We start from the raw sequence: 22,493 nt of genomic DNA, 5'->3' as shown, positions 1-22,493 counted from the left end.
GTGTCTCCTTCGTCGTCCCTAGACCGGTAAGATTCCGTTCTGCTCAAGCACAATCAGCGGCCACGCTATCTCTCGGCTCTGCCAGGAAACATCGGAACGGGTCATATCGCGACGATACCGATCAGGTCGCGCCGTCACCTCAAATCACCTGACACTCAGCCCCGTAGTCGTCAGACACTCTCACCTTAAGATCCTCGGTCGAGTAGGAGGCGGGAGGTATCTCGGGATTCTCACTGTGTTGAGATCCGTCAACCCTGCATCCTCAGAGCCTCCGAACAACTCCTCGACGCGGCGACTGTTCAGAAAACCACTGATCAACTGCCACAGTTCATCCGCGAACGCCGGGGCTTCTGGACCGACCAAGCGAAGCAAGAACACGAACGCATCATCATCATCGAGCGCGGCCACGATGCCGTGCTCGGCGATCACCCCCGCATCATCGGGGTACACCCCACCCAGGAACTCCAGCCCATGCAGATAATCGTCGAGGTACCTGTTCGGGCGCATCCCCGCATCCTTCCACCATGATCACGTGCAAGATCGGCAAGCCGGACCCACCGCTAGGCAACGCAGCCTGTAGGTCCTCTCTCACTCGATCGTTTCTCGGACCCAATGCAGTCGGTGAAATCAGTTCGATAGGGGCGATGACGACAGCCATCCATCAGCGCCCCTCGACGCCCGGTGTCCGTGTGCAGACATTTGGCCCCAGCAGACCGATACGAGCGCTGGATAGGTCATAGCCTGTAACGGCGTACACCAGTTTCAGAGAAGCAATACATCTCGGCAGCGAAAAGGAAGAAACATGCCATCCCGTGTCAGGCTTGCGATTGTCGCCGGCTGCGTTGCCGCACCTCTTGTCGCAGTTGGGGTCGTTGCCTTGAGTCAAAAATCGATTGAGCAAAGCCCCTCGCTCGGCGAGATCGTCGTCATCGGAGCCGAAGGTCCAGGTGCTCAAGACGATCCCAATGAACCGCCTCCCACTCCGAATCCTTATGCAATCGACTACCCGCTTTCCGCCGCCACTCTCGAACTCGACTTACGCGAAGTCGAGAGGTCGGTGTATGCACAAGCGGTCGCAGACTTAGCGCCGGCTCCCGTCGACAGGGCGCAGTGCCTTCAATCGCGCGTTCCGGCGAAACCTGGGATCAAGTTTTCCTGCAACGTCTACACGACGAATGAAGACACACGGACATATTTCGTGACTGTCGACGATGCGCTCGGCAACTACACCATTGCGCCCGCCTAAAACTTCAATTGCAGGATGAGATGCTTGCCGGATGAACAGTGATCAGTTTTTACAGGATGAGTTCGCCTGGGTCGAGGAGGACGATCGCTTCGATCTCGGACTCTGCTTCACACTTGTTCATTCCACCGATGTCGAAGCCGTGCTGGAGTATTCGATTCGGCCAATCCTCGGAAGCTACGCAAACCAACCGAGACGGGTACCGAAGAGTGGTTGGACTCGCTTACCGACGAGGAGGCTCTGGCGATGCGCCATGCAGCCTCGGTCGGCGGCTGGACGTGGATACTCGAGGAACTGGCGATCGCCGCCATACTGCCCCCGTTGCCAGAACGGCTGTCCGCCGCTTTCGGCACCAGCATCACTGTCCAGTGGGATGTCAACATGCTGTCCACATTCGTTCTCGCACGCGAAGGTGTGGTCGAGCGTCGGTTCGAACTCGGCCGGATAGCGGATCCGTCCGATCAGACAAGTCTTGAAGGCTATCTCGCCGAGGAACTGGGACTTGACTGGGAACAATGGATGTCTGCCGGTGTGTGCCTACAGGCCCGAATTGCAGGGGTGACGTCACTGTCCGAAATGCCGATCGAACCCATGATCACCGAAACCTGCACATAACCCCCACCACACCAGTCGGAAGAAGCTCGAAAGTGACCATCGAACGACACCAATCAGTCATCGACACCGACTATCACCAGTTCATGATCGAAGCAGGCCCACTGCGGGAGCTGATCCACGGCCAAAATCCCGACTTTCCGCTCGCGATGTTCGCCGGCGACCTTTTACGAGTAAACGTAGGCGTCAAAAGCGGGCCGGTGAACGTCACCGTCGAGGTACACCACACGCCGCCCTTCTATGACGACAGCGCATGGGAAGGCTCCGTCGAAGGCGACTTGACTCAGGACATTGCCCACCGTGTCAACATCGTTTCGTTCTGGGACAACATGAACGCAGACGGGAAAGCCGCCGATATTCTCGGGTTAACACCACCAGGGGAACGTCGGTATCGCGTGCGGATCTACGCCCGCGGGAAAAGTATCCGATTCGATGCGCATCACGATGGCGATCCTGTCGAGGACTACCTGATCCACATGTGGCCCGCAACAGAGGCCGAATCTCCCCGACAGATAAAACACACGTCCGGAAGATAACCTCGCGCTTTCACGACGACCTCCGCCAGCAGATCGCATCTGCGCATCCGGAAGCTGTAAAGTTGATCTCTTCGTCTCTGGACGGAGTCATCAGGAGCGTACGCACATGCGTGAGCCCGAACCAGTGCCCCTCGGCGCCGACGGCATCGACGTCCAGGCAATTCTGCGCGGAAGCAGAATCCCCCAGCCCGGGTATCGGGCAGAAATCGGTGGTACCCCGGTCCGGATCACCGTCGCCCGGCGCTGCGTCGACGATGACGGAACATTCATTCCTGACACCGGAAACAGAATGCTCAGCTTCGCCGTCACGGGTTCTGTTCTGCAACCTTCGACCGCTATCGAAGTCGTGCGGCACGCCGCACCGGTGAACCTGGGACCTGTCTACATCTACGTACCAGATCTCGAAAAGACATGGTTGAGATACCGTGTTGCCGCGTTCTTCTCCGGTTCTGGAACCATGGCCGAAGCCCCACCGGATTTCGATTGGCGCAAGTACTCCAACATGTTTCGGGACTTCACTGTGTACCGTGCGGATAAAATTCTCGGCCCTCTGACACCGGTGTATCACTCCCTGAACCGCGATTTCTATCAGCCGTACATGGACCGGCGAGGAAGATACTGGACTCTTCGCGTCACCGCGCCACCCGAAAGTTCCGGTCTCGGCGAAGCATTCGCTGCCACCCTCGGCGCCGTGTCTCGCAGGTCAGCAATCAGAAGCGACATCAGAGCCCTCTCCCTCGAATGGCTCCACGGCGGAATCGTCCGGTTCACCTTTCAACGGATCCTCAAAAAGCGATGCTTCCAACTGGAGTTCGAAATCCCCAGCCTCAATCAGATGACGTTCGGCCGCTTCCTTCTACCCGGCGGCGGTCCGATTATTCGCGAACCCGCCCAGTTTGCTGCGGGATTCGTCTATCGGCTCTACGAAGCATCAGCCGCATCGTATTCACTGTTCGGGACGGAAGTTGTATGCGACGAGAGAGGAAACCTTCGGCTTTGACAGGTGCCGAAACCGCTCGGCCAAGGCAAGGAAGCGAATCGCGCCTGAGCTCGATCCTGCGGGCTTGGGTGTGCGTTTTGACCATCGACATACCGGACTGTTGCTCGGCGACGAGCGGCCAACCTACCGCTGCTCGGTGTCCCCCAGAACGAGATCTGGTTGGCGCTCGTCACGCTCGCTTCCGAGTTGACAGCGTGGATGCAGATACTGACCTTGACCAGTAGTGATGCACGCCGGGAAACCGAAACGACTTTGCTTACGGCTGTTCTCCATTGCCGGGCACATGCCCGGCAATCACGGAAAACGCGTCTGCGATTGTCCGGGCGGCGCCGTGGTCCAGTCTGGTTGCGTTGGCGTTGGCGTTGGCGTTGGCGTTGGCGTTGACCAGGCTGAGGCGTCGCCGGCACCAACATAGAGCCTGACGAATCCTTGTTGGTACGAATGGAAAGAACACGACCCCGGAAAGTGGAATCCGGCAGGATCCCGACTGCACACGGGTCGACCAGTCATGTCCGGAATGCGTATCTAGGTGCTGCTGGTGAAAGATTGAGGTTAGTAGTGACGCTGTATAACTAACCGATGAGAAACTTCGCCATCCGTAGCCGCTTAGCACTGACCGTTGCTGCTGCGATGGTTGTGGTTGTTGTGGTGGTGGCTTTGTGGTGGACGAAAACGATTGCTTTCACAAAGACAGCGGTAGTCGAATTCAGCACCCACCAGCCCTCCGACGGTTCGGTAAGTTTCAGTCTGATCGACGTCGAAGCTGCACCAGACGATCTGACTAAGACTGCTGAACTGCTTGCACAAACTCGTGGTGGGAGCTCTTCTGACTACGAATCCGACCTCACGATCACGTCGGCGACGGACGTATCGGGCCTGGCGGTGACGGCGCGAGGTCGTACACCAGACGCGGCACGGTCGTTGGCAACAGACGCTGCCGTCTTGCTCAATTCGCATCTCACGGAGACCAACGCCAAGCAACCCAACCGCTTCACCTTCACCGTCGTCCCTGCGCGATAGCCAGACGCTCGCTACCTCGGCACCGGCGGTCAGTGTCGCGGGTCACTAACTTACAAATTGCCCTTTAGATTACGGCGCACCAGAGAGCTGATAGCTGATGTAGCTGTCACCCCACTCGAGATAGGCACTTGACGTTGCCGAGCCTCGGATCTGGTCGTTCTGCCATTGATATATGGGAAGGCCTAGAGGAACCGGAAAAGAGCTCACCCGTTCGAAGGTGTAGCTCGTGCCATGGCCCTGCGAGTAGCGCCGCTCGAGCTCTTCATGACTGCGTGGCGGAAAATTGCTGATCAGGTATGTTCGCCCGAGCGACGTGATGCGTTCGGGAGGCGCGAATACATTGGCGCTGCGATATGCGGAAGCAAAATACAGGTAGGACACCGCGACGACGGCTACTAGCGATACCGCGACGATCTTCAACGCACGACGGAACGATAGCGGCATGGTTCACAGTACATCGGGCCGTACATGTCTCTGATATTTGTGATAGCGCATGCGTCATCCTCCGATCGGAGACGCCCCTCGAAATAGACACACGCACAGTTCGATCCTGCAGGTTTGGGTGTGCGTTTTGACCATCGCGGTATCGCTAGCCGCCCTCTGGTAGAAACCCGCATACCGTACTCACCCGGCCCGTCGAAGGTGATCGGCCGCTCGAAACCACTTGCATACGAGAACGATTCCATGTCATACAAGTACATCTGACCGTCGACCGTCGAAAACTCGAGATCGAACGATTCTTCCCAACCCTCTTCGTCGACAGGTTGCGATTGCACCGAACTGACGGTGACCTCCACGCGGGGTCCGTACTGATTTCCAGTATGGATGATGACAACGCCGTCATCAGCAGATGCACCGATACGCGCGTCATCGGCAGAAAAGATTGCATACGGAAGTTGCGGCATCCCCGTAGGTCCCTCCACCCACGACGAGATCGGCCCGGCGATCATCAGCTGTCCATCAGGGGTTTGCACCGAACCCGACTGGATGTACCGACTGTCAGACGATTCGACTTGGTTTTCGTCTGACGAACAGGCCACCAAGGTCCCTGCCAACATCAGGACCGCCCAGGGCGTCGTGGCACCCACCGAGATTCTCATTTCAGTGAGTTTGCCAGGTCGGGAATGCACACGAAGTCAGATAATCCGCCGATGGGCGAGAACCGACCGAAACGCGCTGAGCGGCTTCCTACAGGTTTGGGTGTGCGTTTTGACCATCGCCAAAACAGACGATTTCAGGCGGTGGTTCGATTCCTCGGCAACTTCCAGTTTGGCCGCGGGAAGTGGCAAGTATAGCCATCCGGGTAATGCTGCAGATAGTCCTGATGCTCGGCCTCTGCCTCCCAGAAGGTGCCGGCGGGGGTCAACTCTGTGACTACTTTGCCGGGCCACAGACGTGAGTCCTCGACATCGAGGATGGTGCCCAGCGCGACCCTCTTCTGATCGTCGTCGAGATAGAAGATCGCAGACCTATAACTGGATCCGAAGTCTCGGCCCTGGTAGTTCAGTGTCGTCGGATCGTGAATCTGGAAGAAAAACTCCAACAACGCCCGAAAGTCCGTTCGCGCAGGGTCATAGACGATCTCGACGGCCTCCGCGTGACCCGGATGGTTGCGATAGGTCGGCCGATCATTTTGCCCTCCGGTATAGCCAACTCGCGTCGAGAGCACTCCAGGCTGCTGGCGGATCAGGTCCTCCATACCCCAGAAACACCCGCCTGCCAGTATCGCCCTACGGGTGTCAGTCATTCCGCCCCCCTCACAATGAGCCATATGTATACGCAGCATTCCCCCTCGACGCTACCTGTCGAGATTCAGACAATTCCCGGCACCCAACGGCTCATTCATGATTCGTGCACGGCCTTCTCTAGTCGTCGTCTCTCTGAATCGCAGGGCTTGTCGGTACAAACCAAAAACTGGCTGAGCGTCCTCCTGCGGGTTTGGGTGTGCGTTTTGACCATCGTCATACCGGACACCACGAGGCGCGCCCGGACGCCGCCAGCGGCACCGATAGGTGGCAGCGATCCGTGTTGAAGAATCCAGAAGTGTTGGAGATCAACGATTTACGGAAGATGTCACATACAGGACCAAATGCCCCACAATTTAAGGCTCCGTCAAAAGTACTAACTTTCACACACGGAAACCCACCCACCTGCATCTTAAACAAATCAGACCGGTCTGTTACCAAATTGATATGAATGATTCCTGTGAAACTGATGAGTAACTCTTTACGGTAAGCAGCGTTCGGGGTTCACAGTCATTTCGCAGGAGATTCCCAGCATTCTCAGTTTGGGTTGATGCGATTTCTTCGGTGTTGGAAGGTTTTGCGTGCCTGACATTCTCGTTACTCCTGTTGCCTCTGCCGTATTTGTGAAGAATCTGACCGGCTCGTCCCAAACCGGTTCGTGGGGCGTGGGTGGCACTGATCTGGGGTTTCCTGTGCGTTTGCGGGACGGTCGCTTCGGGTTCTTCTTCGGCGACACCTTCGAGTCCCTTGCCCCTGGTGGGCCGGGGTGGCGCAGCCCGGTGATGTTGCGTTCCACGACAACAAATCTCGATCAAGGGATCGTGTTCAACTCAGCTGCCGGCGGCGGATACGCGAAGGAGATCCTGCCGAACGCACACGACACCCGGCAGCTGCCGAGCATCGAAGCTCCCGGCACGGAGTTCACGGTCATCCCCGGCGATGCACTCACGATCGGAACACGCACGTACCTGTCGGTGATGAGCGTGCACGCTTGGGACTCTGAGGACTGGAAAACGAACTTCACCTACCTCGCTTACTCCGACGACGCGGGAGAGAATTGGGCTCTCTCGCAGGCACGTTGGGACAATCATCCCGGCGCCTTGGATCAGTGCTGGACGATGGAACGACACGGCGGATACGTCTACGTCATCTCCACCGCGTTCGGACGTAACAAGCCCGCGGGCATGATCCTGCGACGAGTCCCGGAAGCGCAGATCCTCACCCCCGCCGCCTACCAAGGGTGGGGGTGGACCGAGCAGACCGGCTGGGCCTGGGGCAATGCCCCGACACCGATCATTCCCGGTCGGATCGGCGAGATGTGTGTCCGCTACGTCCAGGGCACCTGGGTCCTCGCATATTTCGATCCGGAGGCTTATGCGATCGTCACCCGTACTGCGGCCCGCATCGACGGCCTCTGGTCCGAACCCACAGTTCAGGTCAAGGGCGGCGACTGGGGAGCAAATGACGGGACGTACGGCCAGATCTACGGCGGCTACATCCATCCCGCCTCCACCCTGGACAATCTGCATTTGATTGTCTCGCAATGGAATACGTCTACCGGTACTCCGTATCATGCGATGCAGTTCAAAACTTCCGTCACCCCTGCCGGCCCTGTGTACACCGTCGGCGGCGCAATCGGCGCCCGCTACACACAACTTGGCGCGGAAACGTCCCCTCTCGGCGCACCGACCGGCGACGAACAGGCGCTGGCGAACGGGCGGGTGCAGGATTTCGAGCACGGCCGCATCTACTGGAGCGCCGCAACCGGAGCGTGGGAAACGTACGGGCTGATCGCGCAGAAGTACCTCGACTTCGGCGGACCCACCAGCCCCCTGGGGTGGCCCACCAGCGGAGAACTCGGCACCCCCAACGGAATCGGCCGCTTCAACCGCTTCGCCGAAGGCAACATCTACTTCAATCCACAAGCCGGAACCCACTGCGTCTATGGCACCATCTTCACCGAATACGGCCGCCACGGCTACGAAGGCGGACGGTTCGGATTCCCCACCTCCGACGAATATGCCACTCCCGACGGACGCCGCAATGATTTTCAGGGCGGCTGGATCAAATGGGTTGCGGCGACAGGGCACACCGTCACCTCATAGCTACAGCCAGTCCTCAAACTTTCCACCTTCGTTCGAGTTCAATCTTTCCGCACGAAAAATCGAAAGGACAATCATGCTGTTCAAAAGAAAACTACTTTCACGCACTCGATACAAAAACCGGAAGAGGACCCTATTGGCAGCCGGTGCGTTATCGATTGTGTCGTCTCTGATTGTACCGACCGCGGCGCAAGCTGATGAGTTTCACGGGTACTGGATTGGCGGTAAGATTCTCGAAGAGTACATTCAGATTGGAGGTTTTCCCGTTGTCGGGAATGCTACCAATGTAGAGTTGCCCGCTGCCCGGGACGGTCGCTGGCAGCCGTTCGTCAACAATAATACGATCTATTGGCATCCCTTGGTAACCGGAGGCCATGCCAACCAGGTGGGTGGCGCAATCCTCGACAAATGGAACGATTACAGTCGAGAGAACGGCGATCTGCGCTATCCCACGACTCGTGAAACAAACACCCCTACCAAGCCAGGAAAATTCAACCACTTCGAAGGTGGCTCTATCTACTGGTCCCAAGCGTATGGTGCGCATGCCGTCTGGGGTCTTATACGAGACAAATGGGCTGGGCTTGGATGGGAGAATAGTCCTCTAGGATTTCCCGTCACTGACGAATATGTCACGACCGGAAACGGGCGAGGTCAACAGTTTCAAAGTGGGTGGATCTATTGGCACCCAGATACCGGCGCTCGCGTAGTGCTACAAGACATTGGTACCCAATGGGGCGCAGCTAACTGGGAAAATGGCAAGTACGGATATCCCATAGAAGATACACAAAATGTCGGATGTGGACAGACTGCTCAAAAGTTCCAAGGTGGCGCTTTAGTCTCAAATATTGGAACATACACACCGGGATACAGTTCCGTCGATAACGGAAATGAAATAGCCTACAGTGCGACCTTTGGTGATCCGAATTCGGCCACTGCATGGTCGGTAGCCGTCAACAAATGGAACGCACTAGGCTTGGTCAATGTCCATCCATCTGGCACATTCGGATATGACGTAACCGTCAACGACGTAAACCTCAGCGAGGTCGATTACAGTGGACGCTACAATTATCGCGGGCCACTGGCCGATCAAATCGTGCTGAACAAGCATTACACCGACAGTTACACCCCCGAAGATCGCGGCGCGGTGATGACCCATGAACTTGGCCACGCAATGGGATTGAGTCACTCATGCGACTCGCAGATCATGGGCCCCACGGACGATGATCGCACCACCACAAATATCGAGAGCCTTGACCAGGCTGTATACCGTCATCTATGGAGCTGAGAATGAGCGCAAAAAGTCTGAACATACGAAAATTCGCTCCTGTCGGAGGTGGAATAGCGACACTGACCATAGCCGTCCTCTTGTCCGGCTGCTCGTTAAGCGAAGATCCTTCTGTTAGCTCAACACCAAGCCCGGCGACCTACGAAACCAGCTATGCACATTCCAGCAGCGTCATTGACAGAGAAAATTTAGCTGAAGTGGCAGGATTCGCATCCGACATATTCTTCGCCGATATAGAGGAAAATCTCGGATCAACCGAAAAGCGGGGAGTCCTGGAGACGCAATTCAGTGGGACTGTCACCGAGACCCTCAAGGGTGGAGCCTCCGGAAAAGTTAAAATCAACCAGACCGGAGGACTAAAAGATGGGGTCGTCTCAGTAGAAGAGGGAAGCGCGCTTCTGACTCCAGGCGTGACATATCTGATCGCCGCACGCTACTCAGCGACGGAAGAATGGTATACGGCAATCCCTATCACCGGAGACGTTCCAGTGTCTGGCGACAACAGTCGATCCCGTGGAGCAGAGGGTCGTGACTCTCAGAATCAGGACAGTGTTCGAACTGCCATGCAGGATGCGATTGCCAACGAAATACCTTTTGCGGGCGCTGCCGGAGATCCAAGCCCACAAGGCGCAACGTCAGTACCAAGCAGCACAAGTCTGCCAACGGTCACGACGACTATCGCCCCTCCGCCGTCTGTCATACCCTCGGCAGAGCCGAGTGAGGGGCCTCGCCCAGGTGAAACATCGACAGCACCATCGACCACGACGAAGCCTGTCACTACGACGACTTCAGTGACACCCCCGACGACGCCGACCCAGACGCCGTAGAGGTCTCACAAAAACCAGATGATGGCAGGGTCGCGAAAGTGCCCCTGCCATCATTCGTCGCCGCTTCCAAGACGCAAGGCGTGCCACATCGCCGGATCCAATCACAGCCGATATATTTCCAATCAAGACAAGATTTTTCACGCAGGATATAATTGCCTGATGAAAACTTCCAAGAATTCAATCTTCCAAGTAGTGATAGTTGGCTGCCTTTTGGTCTGCGCATCATGTTCGAAACCGCCAGAAGATCCCGATTTCTTCACCGCCCGAACGCCGCTCCCTAGTTGCGGGGAGGCCAAAATCACGAACGCTAGCAAAGGAAACCGATTCGAATCATCTCAAATCGATTGCATGAGACAGTCACGCACTTCCGGAGGATCTGAATTTACCATGCGTTCAACAACTACAGAAGGAGACGAGATAGTCGATTACATACGTGTACTGCCCGACTCAGTTCAGGTTGAAGTAATAGTAGACAATTCACAAGATGAATATTCTAAACAAGGGTGGACTTCTTACTCATGCTCAATTCCTGAGATAACAGAGGAATCCATTACCGAATGCATGACAACAAGATAACTCGGCCTCGCACAGCTTCCAGGGACTTCGACGAATGGCTTCATCCCGGAATAGTCGACGGTGCGGAAACACGGATGCTGCGCGGCGAGGTTGTAGCCCCGATCGGAAGCTCGCCGAGCTCGATACATGGAGAATGAACCGGCAGGAGCAAGCAGATGAATGAAAGCCCCGGCAACGCCGAAAATCCCACTGCCCCAATAGGTTTAGATATCACGTGGACAATAATGGTGCTGGGATATTTTCTCCTTACCGTCGCTGCATTGGTTTCCATCTTTCGAACGCCACATGACCGCGCCGCATCCAAATTCTGGTGGTCCGCACTCGTCATCGTGATCCCCATTGTCGGAGCAGCAACCTGGTTTCTGTTCGGAGCACCTCCACTGCGACGACGCGCTCTGCCCCACTCGCTTTCGTAGGCTGCGCACCTAGCTAGATATCAAGAGGCATCGCCAGCAGCGCTCAAGTCCGAGAACCGGCTGAGAGCCTTCCTGCGGGTTTCGGTGTGCGTTTTGACCATCGTCATACCGGACGATCTCGAACGCACTCCTGCGTGCGATTCACCTGGGAAAATTTCGGCACGTTTCGTCCATTTTGCTGTCCGGTGAATAATCCGTTATGGCATAGTTTCTAGCGGACAGTTTGTCTGCTACAAGGCTGAACGCCGCAAATCGGGAGTGGAATGAAGATCGGCTACGCGCGAGTGAGTACGGCGGCTCAAGATTCGTCGATTCAGGTCGAGCTTCTCTCCAACGAGGGAGTCGATCGCGACCGGGTCTACGTCGATCACGGAATCAGCGGTCGACAGACCCGGCGCCCCGGACTCGACAATGCGATCAACGCCGCCCGCGAAGGCGACGTCTTCTGCGTGACCAAACTCGACCGCCTCTCCCGATCGGCGAAAGATCTCCACGAGACGGTCGGGCGCCTTGCAGCCAAGGGCGTTGCGTTGTCGATCGACGGGAAGATCTACGACCCGGCAGATCCGATGGGCAAGATGTTCATCGGTGTCCTTGGGCTGATGGCCGAATTCGAGTCAGACCTGATCCGGAGCCGGACCAGGGACGCCGTTGCGGCAGCTGCTGCAGCCGGCAAAATGAAAGGTCGTCAGCACAAGCTCACACCGGAAGAGCGCGCATACCTGCTGCAAACCTATGAGACTGGCCAGTTCAATATCGAAACACTTTGTAGGAATACAGGTTTGAAGCGTTCGGCGCTATACGCGAATATCGAGTTGGCACGCACCGAGCGGGACGCTGAAAGACTCCTGGCACTCTGATCTCGCGCAGTCGGGCGATCCGCCAAGTTTACGGCCGACCGCGTCCATCGAGCGCCCCATGCCAACTACTTCCGTGAAAAACCTGCCAACTAATTCCGAGAGTCACACCAGAACCTCGCATGAGCAAATCAATCGAACGACCGAAAACGGTTTACTCGCCCGTTTCGGTCGATTTGTTTTTGGATGAGTTCCGGTCGACAGTTTCGCGTGTCCGCCCGACCGCGCCGATTCGGGTCGATTCGTGGGCCGAATACGAATGTTTACGGCAGCGTTTGGGTGGCCGTGGTGCTGTCCGGATAGGCCTGATCAGCGAGTCGATCTGCAGACGCCGTATCTGAGGCATACGTGTGGAGTTGTTCGTGTTCTGTGATCGCTCCATGACGTCGTGGATAAGGAAACTTGCAGCGGCGCAGCGCGCGTCGAACCGCCGTCTACAGCCTGATGCCGGCAACGACCCCGCTTTCGAAAGCAACCCATACGACGCCGTCACCATCGAGAGCCAGGCCGTGCGGTTCCTCTCCGATGCCTGAGAGATCGAACTCGGCGAGGTCGCCCTCCGCCGTGATTCTGCCCAGCCTGTTCGTTCCCCATTCTGTGAACCAGCACCCGGTGTCGTCGGCGATCACCGCGTGCGGCCGGCTGTCGGGCGCGAGGGCGAAGTCGCTGACGTGCAGATCGTCGTCGATCCGAAGGATGCTTCCTCGAGCGATGTCGGCGGACCAGACATGCTCCCCTGCTGCCGCGATGCCGACTGGGGCTGCGCCGTCGGGCAGCGTGATGAGTTCGGTATCGCCTGCGGCATCCCTTCGCGCGAGCGCCCCGCGTTGGTTGAGCGAAACCCAGACGGAACCGTCGCGATGGGCGGTGGCCATTGCCGGGTATGCGCCATCCAGTGGGACGGCGAGTTCGCTGCGGATTCCGTCTCGACTGACCACGGCGAGCTTATTGCCCTGCGTGAGCGTCACCAACGCACCGGGGCCGTCAGCCGCGATGCCGTAAGGCCCACCTGGAACGTCGATGAAGTTCAGCCGATCATCGCTCGTGATGATGGCGATCCGATCTGCGCCGGTGACCGCGCACCAGGTCGCTTCGGAGGTCACGGTGAGCTGTCCGGGCCGCTCACCGATGGTGAACCGGCGCTCGCGCCCGTCCGGGGACCGCCGCACGAGCTCTCCGGTATTGACGAGCGTGACCCACATGTCCCCGCCGGGCCCGAAGGCAACGGCGTATGGACCGGCCATTCCATAGTCGAGCACCGCAACGCTGTGTGCAGCGATGGGCTCAGTCGTGTCAGTCACGTGTTCATCCGCCTTTCATCGTCGATGGCCGTGAGCTCAGCGGGAGTCCCGGCCATGATCGTCGCCGCGTGCTCTGTGATGAGTTCGATCGGCCAGTCCCACCAGCGACTGGACATCAGCCGCTGAACACCTTCAGGGGCGAACCGGACCCGGATCCGCCGTGCGGGGTTGCCTGCGACGACTGCGTATGGTTCGACATTCCGGGTCACAACGCTGTGCGCGCCGATGATCGCGCCGTCACCGATGGAGATGCCCGGCATGATCGTGGCTTCACGGCCGATCCATACGTCGTTGCCGACGACCGTGTCCGCGGGTTGTTCGATCGCCATGAAGGTTTCGAGAGTGTTGTCCCCCCAGGTTCCGCCGAACATCGTGAACGGATACGTCGAAGGCCCGACCATCGGATGGTTTCCTCCAGGCATGAGGAACGTCACGCCTGGTCCGAGCGCGGTAAACCTCCCGATGATCAGTCGTTGCGGACCATAGAGGTACTTCACGTTCACTTCTTCGAACCGGCCCCCTGCACCCTCATCGTCATAGTAGGTATAGTCACCGGCCTCGATCAAAGGCGAATTGACATCACTCTTGAGGAAACGCACGTTCGTCAAGTCTCCCCTGGTCGAGGGGGTCACATCATCAGGCTGCGGAATCTCGAGCACACTCATCCTCCAAACGTCATCTGAATCTGGCGAGTCGGTCGCCCGCTCCTGGTCAAAGTGTTCGTAGGCGCGGAGCAGCTGCGACGCCCGCTGGATCATCGCCAGTTCTGCGTTCACGACCCGTTCCCGCCCGCGCGCACGTTTGACGATGAGTCCAGCGCGTTCGAGCACCGCGACGTGCTTCTGTACGGCCGCGAAGCTCATGTCGTAGCGACGCGCGAGCGCACTGACCGACTGCTCCTCGCGCAGCACGCGCGCAAGGATGTCGCGCCGGGTGGCGTCCCCCAGCCAGAAAGCCACGGTCCGCCTCTCTGTGGGGGGTTCATCTGAGATCAAGTCGCACCTCCCGTCCTCCGTGTTGACATGGTTCGGCTCATCGAATCGGCGGGGGCGACCTCATGGATGTGCGGCGCTGAGAAACGACAGGACCGACGGAATCAGCGCGGACGGTTTCATCATCGGCGTCGCGTGATGTGCGCCATCGACCGTCGCGTAGCTGGCTCCGATCAACGATGACAGCTCACGGGTTCCGCTTTGCATGAACGGTTCGCTCTTGCTTCCGACGAGCACGAGAGAGGGCCCCCGCAGGCCTTTCCACCGGTCGGCGGTAAAAGGTACTCCGTCCTGCAGCCCCACGCAGAGCCGCGTGTCGTAGACCGTCGTCTGGGCCATCGCGACCATGGTTCGCCATGGACCGACCATCAATCGCATCGCCCCGATCATGAAGGGGGACGCACCGAGAGCGACTCGGTTGAACTCGCGAACCGCATCAGATGCACGCCCGTCTCTGACAAGTTCCTCGAGGCGGTCTGCGAGGTCTCGAGGAACGGGTGCGCGTCGATCGTCCACGATCACGGGGGGCTCGTAGGCGATGAGTCCTACGACCTTCGCGGGTAGCGCTGCGGCTGCGTCCAACGCGAGGACCGCGCCGGATGATGCACCCAACAGGACGGCCCTACCTCCGTGCGCATCGATGAGCGCCTCGATGTCCTCGATCTCGCGAACGACACTCCAGGCGCCGGTGTCTCCACTGTTCCCGCGGCCGCGCCGATCGTAGTTCACGACGGTGTGGGTGACTGCGAGCAGAGCGCCCAGGCGACGGTTGTCCCGAAGATCGGACAACGCCTGCGCGACGAGGATGACAATCTGTCCCTGCCCGCTGCGTTCAAACGAGATCTCCGTGCCGTCCGCGGACGTGACCTGGTACAGCGAGGGATCGGGAGCGGCATTGTTTTTCGGCATTGTGGTTCCGTCCGTTTCGAGAGGTCGACTGTCTCAGCGGCGAGTCATCGTGGACACGTATCCGCCTTCACCGGGGTATACCCAGGCACCATCGAGCACGCGATCGCCACCGCTGAAGGTGCCGGTGAAGTAGGCCGGGCTTCCTTGCGCTCCCGCCCAGATGGTGAGCTTGTCGCCCTCCAGTTCGTAGACGTAGTCGAGGGTGTTGCCCATCGAGTCATAGAACCGGGAAACGACGTCAGTGCCGGCAGGTTCTCCGAAGGGACGCAGCTGACCGATGACTTCGATGCCGGTGATGGCCTGGCCGAACTGCTCGAGCTCGACGTGCTGGAGCAGGAAGAATCGTCCAGCCATCCATTCGTACCGGATGACGCCCTCAGCGCCCCCTGACACTGTCCATTCGCCGACCAGTCGGTCAAGCGCCGTGACCGCGCTGCTGGGCGTGGGCTGCTCACCGAGTCCGTAGGCGTCGATCTGCTCGGCCGTGATGTTCTCCAGCGGGTTCTCGTTCATCAGATGTCCTTTCGCGGGCGGCCCGGCGGGCAGCCTTTTCAGATACCTCGGAGCCGAACGGTGCCGATTGACATCTGTGCGGAAACTCGTTGGAAACGATTCGCCCGCGGACGGTCGGACGAAGGTCGCGGCAGCAAGATGTCAAGGTTCGCCATTTGGCTCCGAGGTATCTGTGCAACGACCTTCAAATCGACACGAGGAGCACACGGTGACCATCAACCACTCCGCACCACGCACCACGCACAGCGCGGGCAGAGCTCTGCCTCGTTCGACGCGGTCCCTTCTGCTCGCCGGTGCGTTCGCCGGGCCGCTGTTCTATCTGTCTGCCATCGTGCAGATGCTGACACGCCCGGGATTCGACCTTCGCATCCATCCACTCAGTCAGCTGTCCACCGGTGATCAGGGCTGGATCCAAATCCTCACCTTCGTCCTGGTCGGGCTCGGACTGATCTGCCTCTCGATCGGCCACCGGCGAGTCGCCGCCAGCGGCCTCGGCCGCGCCGCCATTCCAGTCCTCGTCGCGATCAGCGGGGTGGGCTTCATCGCCGCCGGCGTCTTCCCGCAGGACCCAGCGAACGGGTTCCCCCTCGGCGTGGCCGACGGCCCGGTCGCCGAGCCCACGTGGCACGCTCTCGTTCACATGGTGGCGGCAATCGTCGCGTTCACCGCGCTGGCCGTGGCAGCCATCATCGCCCTCGTGCGCGCAATCCGCGAGCGTCGTGTGGCCGCCGGTATCGGCAATGGCATCGTCGCGATCGCCCTCCTCGCCCCTGTCATCCCCGACATCGCCAGCATCCAGGTGGCGATCACCGGACTCTTCGCCTTCGGCTGGTGCACCATGACGGCCATCGCCTTGCTGAAGTCGCCGACGTACCTCGCTAGCCTGGACTCCCGCCTACCCAAGGAGACGAGAACGTGAAGTTCCTCATCCTCGGCTACACGCCGAGCAGCAGCTGGGACGCCTCAACCGCGGATGCCCCCACCGAAGATGCGCTTGCCGCATTCGCCGCATATCAGGAATTCGAAGCGGAGCTGCGTGCCAGCGGTGAGTTCGTCAGCACAGAAGGACTCGGACACCCAGCCATGTCGACGACCGTGCGCAAGACCGACGGGAGCATCGTCATAACCGACGGTCCATTCGTGGAGCTCAAAGAAGTCCTCGCGTCGTTCGCTGTCATCGACGTGTCCGGATTGGAGCGAGCGAAAGACATCGTCGCACGGATGGTTGAGATGCTCGGCGAGCCGATGGAAATACGACCCATCATGGGCGACGACTTCGCGTGACCGCCCGAACCGACGCGATCGAGGACCTGCTGCGCTCCGAGGCACCGCAGGTCCTCGGAGCTTTGGTGCGTCGCTTCGGCCACTTCGACATCGCCGAAGAAGCAGTACAGGACGCTCTCTTAACAGCAAGCCAGCAATGGCACCCAGACGCGCTCCCCGAACACCCCAGATCCTGGCTGATTCGCATCGCCTACCGCCGGATGATCGACACCCTCCGCGCCGAGTCCGCGGACCGCCGCCGCGAAGAAGAGTACGTGGCGGCCCAGCCGAACACTCCTTTCTCGCACCCACCCCTGACCGACCACGACGACAGCCTGAACCTACTGCTGCTGTGCTGTCACCCCGCCCTGTCCTTCGCGTCCCGCATCGCCCTCACACTGCGCGCGGTGGGCGGGTTGACGACCGCAGACATCGCACACGCCTACGGGGTAACCGAACAGACCATGGCCGTGCGGATCAGCCGCGCAAAGCAGCAGATCCAAAAGAGCGGTGCCCGATTCGAATTCACGGTGGACGACGACCTCTCGGGCCGCCTCTCCGCAGTGATGCGTATTCTGTATCTGATCTTCAACGAGGGATACACGGTGACCACCGGTTCAGAGCTGACCCGAACCGACCTCACCGGCGAGGCGATTCGCCTCACGCGACTCCTCCACGCGCTCGTTCCCGATGATCCCGAACCGGCAGGCCTTCTCGCGCTCATGCTGCTGATCGATTCGCGCCGCGCAACGCGCACCACGGAGAACGGTGATCTCATTCCGCTAGCCGACCAGGACCGAACGCGGTGGGACCACGCAACTATCCAAGAAGGATCGGAACTGATCCTCACCGCATGGTCGCAAGGGAACGTGGGAACGTACCGCCTACAGGCCGCCATCGCCGCCGTTCATGCATCCGCTCCTATCGCCGAGGAAACCGACTGGAAACAGATCGCTGCGCTCTACCTGGCGCTCGAACAAGTCGAGCCCAGCGGGCTCGTCATGCTCGCACGAGTCGTCGCCGTTGCCCACGCCTTCGGCCCTGCTCGCGCCACCGTCCTGCTGGAGCAACTAGATCGCGACCACCGACTTCTCCAGCATCCCCTGACCCGGCATCGCGCGCACGCGATCCGTGCACACCTCCGCGAAGCGGAAGGAGATGCCGTCGCGGCGAGAGAAGACTTCCTCGCGGCCGCGGATATGACGAAGAACGAGCCAGAGTCTCGATATCTTTCCCGAAAGGCGAACGGCGAATAAAGCGGCCCCAATAGTGCACAAGCCCTCGATACCGGTAGGACACCTTGATGCCCTGGTGGTACTCGCACACTCCCGATAACTCGCCTCGGCTGGCTGACTCGGTCAGCAACCAGATGATCAGGGCATGGCCGGTCCTGCAGCAGAACCCAGAACATAGGACCGGCGTCCCGAACGATGCTGGCCATCGTGGTGCCGCCCTGCTGCGCCTCGCCGACGCATCCCGATGCACTCCAGACGGGTAGGGACGGGATTTTGGCTACGGACGCCTGTGATGACACACCGGACCCGGATCCGGAACGATCGTTCACCGCCACAATTTCGTATTACACTAATAACTATGACTGACGAAACGATCAACGATCAGCCCGTCACCGACAACATGATGGAAGAATGGGCAGACGAAGCCGAAACCGGTTACGACGTCGAAAAGTTGCGCAAACGGGGCCGGCCCACTCTCGGAGCAGGCCCCGGCGCAGTAGTGCCCGTACGAATGGACGCCGCATTGCTCGAAGCGTTGAACGCCCGCGCAGAGCAAGAACACGTCTCCCGATCCGAAGCGATCAGAGAAGCAGTGCGTGCCTGGACCCAGGTCGCGTGAAAGCCCATAAATCCGCACTCAAACACGCAATCAGCGAAGACGCCGGCATCTACGCGGCAGAGCACCACGTGTTGGTCGCCGACTTGGACGACGACAATCCTGCCCGCCAGTTCCGGCTGGGCGTCGACCCGAACGGGCGTCTCTTAGAGCTGGTTGTGCTGCGCTTCGACAGCGGAAACGAGCTACTCATACACGCCATGAAGGCCCGACCTCAGTACGTTGATCTCCTGTAATCGATCTCGTTCGCGAGCGCGACGCAGGGGAAGTCGACCTGGTCGCCGGTACGACGAGGACATCGCCATCAACGCTCGATGATCGCAGCCTCCACCGACGCAGGTGCGTTCACCTCCACCGCCCCGTGCCGAGAACTGGCGCCACCGACCATCCTCGCCACCAGTGGGGTGCACATACAAACTCGCACGACATCCCCCGCGACATTGAATATCCACCCCACCCGGAAGGTGTTCAGTCACATGACAAATGAATTACCCCAATGCCAGAGAGGTAGCGCTCGACGACAGCCGCGTTCGGCGCTGACCCCGTCAACTCTATGGCGACGGCACTGAACCCGATCCACGACTCAGTCTCGCCAACGAACCCTCCTGGCGCACGAGCACCCGAGCTCAGATGCCACGCCTGTTGTTGCTGGATTTCTATATTGCCGCGATGGACTTAGGCGGGTTGGGCCTCGCGGATGACGATCCGACGAGCGACTTCAAGGTCGCCTCAAAGGTGTTGCCCCACAAATAAATTCAAAAAACTCCTGTCAAGCAGGACACGAAATGCCGTTCCCACCTCCCGACCAGGTACGCGACGCGGGATCAATTGCTCCGAACGCGAACACTACGAATACGGACAACGCCACTGTCCGTGCCGCCCTGCTCGGCTGAGACAATCCCCGGAGACAGACAGTCGGTTTCCATTGTCGGATGAAAGGGAGCACTTCGTGACCTATTGGGCGGTTGCTCGGCCAGACTCGGGTTCCGGTGAGGTTCTCGTACGCGATGGTTACGTCGTCGGTGACGATGCCGCGATCGCGCAGATCGCAGACGTAGGTCTGCAGTTTGCTACGGCGGAGGACGGTTCGCGGCCGATGATCTGGGTGTCGTTGGGAAGCGCGAACGCTCGGGTGTCGGGCTTTGGTGACCAGAGTCTTGGCCGTACTGAACTCGAAGCCGAGATCCGCCGGTGTGTCACCGAGGAGCAGAACGCACAGCGCCGCGCCGCTGTCGAGGCGATGATCGACRGTTCTTCGCACGCGCGAAGAGCCGCGCATTCAACGCCGGCGGGTTCAGTTCGTGATCAGTGGAACCGGATCACCGAGTGGCTGCGAGTCCACTTTCCCGGCATGGCGATCACTGGAGCCGAGCGTGACCGTGTGGACGCCGCGATCGAGAGAACGGGACAAAGCTGGCCGGCCGAGTTGATCGAGCTATACACCTTGGTCGACGGAGTTTCCGACGAAAGGTTGCTGGGGTTGCTCCACCGTTTCGCGCTTCTCACGTTGGACGATGTCCTCTGGTATTGGGAATCGTCTATTCAGATTTGGGACGAGAGTGCGCGCTTGTTCGGCGATGGCCCCGTTGAAGCCCCTACCGAGGCGGGATTTCAAGCCGACACCTTCCTCTCGGATTTCGTGCCTTTCGCAGGGATGGACGGCAATTTCTTGTGCGTCGACACCCGCCCCGGCCCCATGCACGGTTGCGTAACCGAATTCGACAAAACCGGGGCAGACGAACCCGGACCCCGTTGGGTCTCAATCAGCGCCATGCTGACTGACCTTGCCGACAGTCTGACGACCTCGCAAGCATTCGACGACGGCTGGTACTGGACGAGCGTCAATGGAGCCCTCGAATGGGAATCCGACCGCACGTGGCGGCTCAGACAGCTTGTTAAAAAACATCTTTCGCGGCCTGCACGCGAGGGGCCCAATTAGGGCAACTCTGAAAGAGGCCCACTTCGAGAGCGGCTGCGCGACTGCATCCCATCCGTAGGTTTCTTCGTCCGCTCCATCCGGGTGCTTCCGAAGATCACGCGCGTGGTGACAGAATCGAACAACTGACGGCTACGCGAGGGATATACCCTTGAGGGCACTGTCACGTTGTTGCTCACGGCAACTGGGAGAATGAATGGGCACCCCAATGCCGTCGGATAAAGGTCGCTGCTACCCGGTCGAGATCATCAACCGCTGCGTGTGGCTGTACTTTCGGTTTGCCGCTCAGCTTCCGTGAAGTCGAGGAACTCATGCTCGAACGCGGTGTCGTGGTCAGCGATGAGACGATCCGGCGGTGGTACGCCAAGTTCGGGCAGACATACGCAAACCAATTGCGGCGACGGCGGGCGCGACCCGGCGACAAGTGGCACCTCGACCAGGTTTTCATCCGAATCAACGGCCGGGAACATTACCTGCGGCGGGAGGTCGACCAGCACGGCAACCTACTCGATGTACTGGTCCAGCCCCGACGAAACGGCAACGCCGCCAAGCGATTCTTCCGTAAGCTACTCGAGCGGCTTGCACGATGTGCCGCGAGCAATCGTCACCGAAAAGCTCGGCAGCCACCAAGTGGCGCATCGCGAGCTGCTGGCCTCGGTCGAGCATCGCCGATCCAACTACTTGGACAATCAAGCCGAGAACTCGCATCAACCCGCCAGGCAGCGAGAACGGGCCATGAAACGGTGCACATCGGCCCGGCACGCGAAACGCTTCCTGTCCACCTTCTCGGGTATTTCACCGCTTTCCGATCCCGCCGACACAGACTCCCGGCGCCCGAATGGCATACCGAGATGACCCACCGGGTCGCGGTCTGGCGGGAAGTCGCCGCGACCGGTGTTGTTGCGTGAAAGTGAACGGGCCAGTGGCATCCTGTAGCCGACTGCACTAAACATGCTTCGCTGCTTCATTTTTCGATTAACGTGCCAGTGCCGTCGCCGGTGTCATCGACTGGTCCGAAGCCGCGCAGGGCGATCCCTTGTCCGAACTGGCAACATTGACCCTTGGCCACCCTGAACATCTCGACGACATTGTCGAAGGCTACGGCGCTGTCGTCGACCTCGAGGTCATCCGTGCCTGGTGGACACTTGGAGATAGGGATACTCCTATGCCTGATGGGCAGCTACTTCTTGCCGGGGAAGTGCTGCAACGAGAGCTGCATCAAAGGACATTGGTCCCAGAGCTGCAGCCCCCTTCGGAGAGCCTATGTCAGTGAAGAACTCGGCATTCGCGCTGGCATAGCCAGCCCAGATGTCAGGCAAATCCTCGTCAAAATAGATTGCTTCGACAGGACAAACCGATTCGCAGGCCCCACAGTCGATGCACTCCCCCGGGTGGATGTACATTGATCGCTCACCTTCATAAATGCAGTCAACGGGACAGGCCTCGACACACGACCGGTCCAGGACATCCACGCAGGGAAGTGCAATGACGTAGGCCATTTTTCACAGC

The 22,493-nt window shown here is 59.3% G+C and carries 23 protein-coding genes and 2 pseudogenes; 16 read left to right on the top strand and 9 right to left on the bottom strand.

Annotation, left to right across the window (positions count from 1 at the left end; genetic code table 11):
• Positions 1-180: 180 nt before the first annotated feature.
• Positions 181-507 (bottom strand): hypothetical protein, encoded by a 327-nt coding sequence (locus AC1DVN_RS26205; protein WP_477994371.1) that lies wholly within the window; start codon positions 505-507, stop codon positions 181-183.
• 154 nt (positions 508-661) lie between these two features.
• Complete coding sequence (locus tag AC1DVN_RS26200) at positions 662-955, bottom strand: hypothetical protein (protein WP_477994370.1); 294 nt, start codon at positions 953-955, stop codon at positions 662-664.
• 501 nt (positions 956-1,456) lie between these two features.
• On the opposite strand from AC1DVN_RS26200, the gene AC1DVN_RS26195 reads away from it, so the two are divergent.
• From AC1DVN_RS26195 to AC1DVN_RS26175, 5 genes and pseudogenes are all read left to right on the top strand, one after another.
• Positions 1,457-1,858 (top strand): hypothetical protein, encoded by a 402-nt coding sequence (locus AC1DVN_RS26195; RefSeq protein ID WP_477994369.1) that lies wholly within the window; start codon positions 1,457-1,459, stop codon positions 1,856-1,858.
• A gap of 32 nt (positions 1,859-1,890) precedes the next feature.
• A complete protein-coding gene (locus tag AC1DVN_RS26190; RefSeq protein WP_477994368.1) occupies positions 1,891-2,391 on the top strand; it encodes a hypothetical protein in 501 nt (166 codons plus the stop codon).
• Positions 2,392-2,497: 106 nt separating this feature from the next.
• Positions 2,498-3,391: a hypothetical protein gene (locus AC1DVN_RS26185; RefSeq protein ID WP_477994367.1), complete on the top strand. Its 894-nt coding sequence runs from the start codon at positions 2,498-2,500 to the stop codon at positions 3,389-3,391.
• 117 nt (positions 3,392-3,508) lie between these two features.
• Positions 3,509-3,813, top strand: a pseudogene (locus AC1DVN_RS26180) (transposase); the annotation flags it as partial.
• Between the two features lie 157 nt (positions 3,814-3,970).
• Complete coding sequence (locus tag AC1DVN_RS26175) at positions 3,971-4,411, top strand: hypothetical protein (RefSeq protein ID WP_477994366.1); 441 nt, start codon at positions 3,971-3,973, stop codon at positions 4,409-4,411.
• 69 nt (positions 4,412-4,480) lie between these two features.
• Here AC1DVN_RS26175 and AC1DVN_RS26170 read toward each other — a convergent pair whose 3' ends face one another.
• Positions 4,481-4,855 carry a hypothetical protein gene (locus AC1DVN_RS26170; RefSeq protein WP_477994365.1) on the bottom strand — a complete coding sequence of 125 codons (375 nt, stop codon included), beginning with the start codon at positions 4,853-4,855 and terminating at the stop codon, positions 4,481-4,483.
• Positions 4,856-5,645: 790 nt separating this feature from the next.
• Entirely contained in the window at positions 5,646-6,158 is a 513-nt protein-coding gene (msrA, locus tag AC1DVN_RS26165; protein WP_477994364.1) for a peptide-methionine (S)-S-oxide reductase MsrA, read from the bottom strand.
• A 579-nt stretch (positions 6,159-6,737) separates the two neighbouring features.
• Between msrA and AC1DVN_RS26160 the strand changes: the two genes are divergently transcribed.
• The 4 genes from AC1DVN_RS26160 to AC1DVN_RS26145 all read left to right on the top strand — a co-directional run bounded on the left by AC1DVN_RS26160 (position 6,738) and on the right by AC1DVN_RS26145 (position 12,222).
• A complete protein-coding gene (locus AC1DVN_RS26160; RefSeq protein ID WP_477846707.1) occupies positions 6,738-8,261 on the top strand; it encodes a DUF4185 domain-containing protein in 1,524 nt (507 codons plus the stop codon).
• Between the two features lie 73 nt (positions 8,262-8,334).
• On the top strand, positions 8,335-9,543 hold the full coding sequence (locus tag AC1DVN_RS26155; RefSeq protein ID WP_477846706.1) for a hypothetical protein: 1,209 nt from the start codon (positions 8,335-8,337) through the stop codon (positions 9,541-9,543).
• Positions 9,544-11,101: 1,558 nt separating this feature from the next.
• Complete coding sequence (locus tag AC1DVN_RS26150) at positions 11,102-11,362, top strand: PLD nuclease N-terminal domain-containing protein (RefSeq protein WP_477846705.1); 261 nt, start codon at positions 11,102-11,104, stop codon at positions 11,360-11,362.
• 263 nt (positions 11,363-11,625) lie between these two features.
• Positions 11,626-12,222: a recombinase family protein gene (locus AC1DVN_RS26145; protein WP_477846704.1), complete on the top strand. Its 597-nt coding sequence runs from the start codon at positions 11,626-11,628 to the stop codon at positions 12,220-12,222.
• Between the two features lie 431 nt (positions 12,223-12,653).
• Here AC1DVN_RS26145 and AC1DVN_RS26140 read toward each other — a convergent pair whose 3' ends face one another.
• From AC1DVN_RS26140 to AC1DVN_RS26125, 4 genes are all read right to left on the bottom strand, one after another.
• The gene (locus AC1DVN_RS26140; protein ID WP_477846703.1) at positions 12,654-13,520 is read right to left on the bottom strand and encodes a Vgb family protein; all 867 of its coding nucleotides are present in this window, start codon (positions 13,518-13,520) and stop codon (positions 12,654-12,656) included.
• Positions 13,517-14,479 carry a helix-turn-helix domain-containing protein gene (locus AC1DVN_RS26135; protein ID WP_477846702.1) on the bottom strand — a complete coding sequence of 321 codons (963 nt, stop codon included), beginning with the start codon at positions 14,477-14,479 and terminating at the stop codon, positions 13,517-13,519. Before AC1DVN_RS26135 ends, AC1DVN_RS26140 begins: the two co-directional genes overlap by 4 nt.
• A gap of 96 nt (positions 14,480-14,575) precedes the next feature.
• Positions 14,576-15,421, bottom strand: a complete 846-nt coding sequence (locus AC1DVN_RS26130) for an alpha/beta fold hydrolase (protein ID WP_477846701.1) — start codon at positions 15,419-15,421, stop codon at positions 14,576-14,578.
• Between the two features lie 33 nt (positions 15,422-15,454).
• Positions 15,455-15,934 carry a hypothetical protein gene (locus tag AC1DVN_RS26125; protein ID WP_256520826.1) on the bottom strand — a complete coding sequence of 160 codons (480 nt, stop codon included), beginning with the start codon at positions 15,932-15,934 and terminating at the stop codon, positions 15,455-15,457.
• A 208-nt stretch (positions 15,935-16,142) separates the two neighbouring features.
• On the opposite strand from AC1DVN_RS26125, the gene AC1DVN_RS26120 reads away from it, so the two are divergent.
• From AC1DVN_RS26120 to AC1DVN_RS26090, 7 genes and pseudogenes are all read left to right on the top strand, one after another.
• Positions 16,143-16,853, top strand: a complete 711-nt coding sequence (locus tag AC1DVN_RS26120; RefSeq protein WP_477846700.1) for a DUF998 domain-containing protein — start codon at positions 16,143-16,145, stop codon at positions 16,851-16,853.
• Complete coding sequence (locus AC1DVN_RS26115) at positions 16,850-17,218, top strand: YciI family protein (protein WP_477846699.1); 369 nt, start codon at positions 16,850-16,852, stop codon at positions 17,216-17,218. The genes AC1DVN_RS26120 and AC1DVN_RS26115 overlap by 4 nt, the downstream gene beginning before the upstream one ends.
• Positions 17,215-18,453: an RNA polymerase sigma factor gene (locus tag AC1DVN_RS26110; protein ID WP_477846698.1), complete on the top strand. Its 1,239-nt coding sequence runs from the start codon at positions 17,215-17,217 to the stop codon at positions 18,451-18,453. Before AC1DVN_RS26115 ends, AC1DVN_RS26110 begins: the two co-directional genes overlap by 4 nt.
• 337 nt (positions 18,454-18,790) lie before the next feature.
• Entirely contained in the window at positions 18,791-19,051 is a 261-nt protein-coding gene (locus tag AC1DVN_RS26105) for a ribbon-helix-helix domain-containing protein (protein ID WP_477846697.1), read from the top strand.
• A complete protein-coding gene (locus tag AC1DVN_RS26100; RefSeq protein WP_477846696.1) occupies positions 19,048-19,284 on the top strand; it encodes a toxin in 237 nt (78 codons plus the stop codon). The genes AC1DVN_RS26105 and AC1DVN_RS26100 overlap by 4 nt, the downstream gene beginning before the upstream one ends.
• An 860-nt stretch (positions 19,285-20,144) precedes the next feature.
• The gene (locus tag AC1DVN_RS26095; protein ID WP_477994363.1) at positions 20,145-20,987 is read left to right on the top strand and encodes an SMI1/KNR4 family protein; all 843 of its coding nucleotides are present in this window, start codon (positions 20,145-20,147) and stop codon (positions 20,985-20,987) included.
• Positions 20,988-21,180: 193 nt separating this feature from the next.
• Positions 21,181-21,892 (top strand): annotated as a pseudogene (locus AC1DVN_RS26090) (IS6 family transposase).
• A 255-nt stretch (positions 21,893-22,147) separates the two neighbouring features.
• On the opposite strand, the gene fdxA reads toward AC1DVN_RS26090, so the two are convergent.
• Positions 22,148-22,483 (bottom strand): ferredoxin, encoded by a 336-nt coding sequence (fdxA, locus tag AC1DVN_RS26085; protein ID WP_477846694.1) that lies wholly within the window; start codon positions 22,481-22,483, stop codon positions 22,148-22,150.
• Positions 22,484-22,493 lie beyond the last annotated feature (10 nt).

The sequence above is a fragment of the Rhodococcus sp. P4_E4 genome, from assembly GCF_056401575.1.
Note: the sequence above shows the minus strand (reverse complement) of the source record. Positions and strands in the feature narration are given on the sequence as shown.

What these genes read in the sequence shown, in the direction of transcription:
- AC1DVN_RS26105 (WP_477846697.1), top strand. Translation starts at nt 18,791, where the DNA reads ATGACTGACGAAACGATCAACGATCAGCCCGTCACCGACAACATGATG.
- AC1DVN_RS26130 (WP_477846701.1), bottom strand. Translation starts at nt 15,421, where the DNA reads ATGCCGAAAAACAATGCCGCTCCCGATCCCTCGCTGTACCAGGTCACG.
- AC1DVN_RS26175 (WP_477994366.1), top strand. Translation starts at nt 3,971, where the DNA reads ATGAGAAACTTCGCCATCCGTAGCCGCTTAGCACTGACCGTTGCTGCT.
- AC1DVN_RS26205 (WP_477994371.1), bottom strand. Translation starts at nt 507, where the DNA reads ATGCGCCCGAACAGGTACCTCGACGATTATCTGCATGGGCTGGAGTTC.
- AC1DVN_RS26125 (WP_256520826.1), bottom strand. Translation starts at nt 15,934, where the DNA reads ATGAACGAGAACCCGCTGGAGAACATCACGGCCGAGCAGATCGACGCC.
- msrA (WP_477994364.1), bottom strand. Translation starts at nt 6,158, where the DNA reads ATGACTGACACCCGTAGGGCGATACTGGCAGGCGGGTGTTTCTGGGGT.
- AC1DVN_RS26150 (WP_477846705.1), top strand. Translation starts at nt 11,102, where the DNA reads ATGAATGAAAGCCCCGGCAACGCCGAAAATCCCACTGCCCCAATAGGT.
- AC1DVN_RS26145 (WP_477846704.1), top strand. Translation starts at nt 11,626, where the DNA reads ATGAAGATCGGCTACGCGCGAGTGAGTACGGCGGCTCAAGATTCGTCG.
- AC1DVN_RS26170 (WP_477994365.1), bottom strand. Translation starts at nt 4,855, where the DNA reads ATGCCGCTATCGTTCCGTCGTGCGTTGAAGATCGTCGCGGTATCGCTA.
- AC1DVN_RS26185 (WP_477994367.1), top strand. Translation starts at nt 2,498, where the DNA reads ATGCGTGAGCCCGAACCAGTGCCCCTCGGCGCCGACGGCATCGACGTC.
- AC1DVN_RS26155 (WP_477846706.1), top strand. Translation starts at nt 8,335, where the DNA reads ATGCTGTTCAAAAGAAAACTACTTTCACGCACTCGATACAAAAACCGG.
- fdxA (WP_477846694.1), bottom strand. Translation starts at nt 22,483, where the DNA reads ATGGCCTACGTCATTGCACTTCCCTGCGTGGATGTCCTGGACCGGTCG.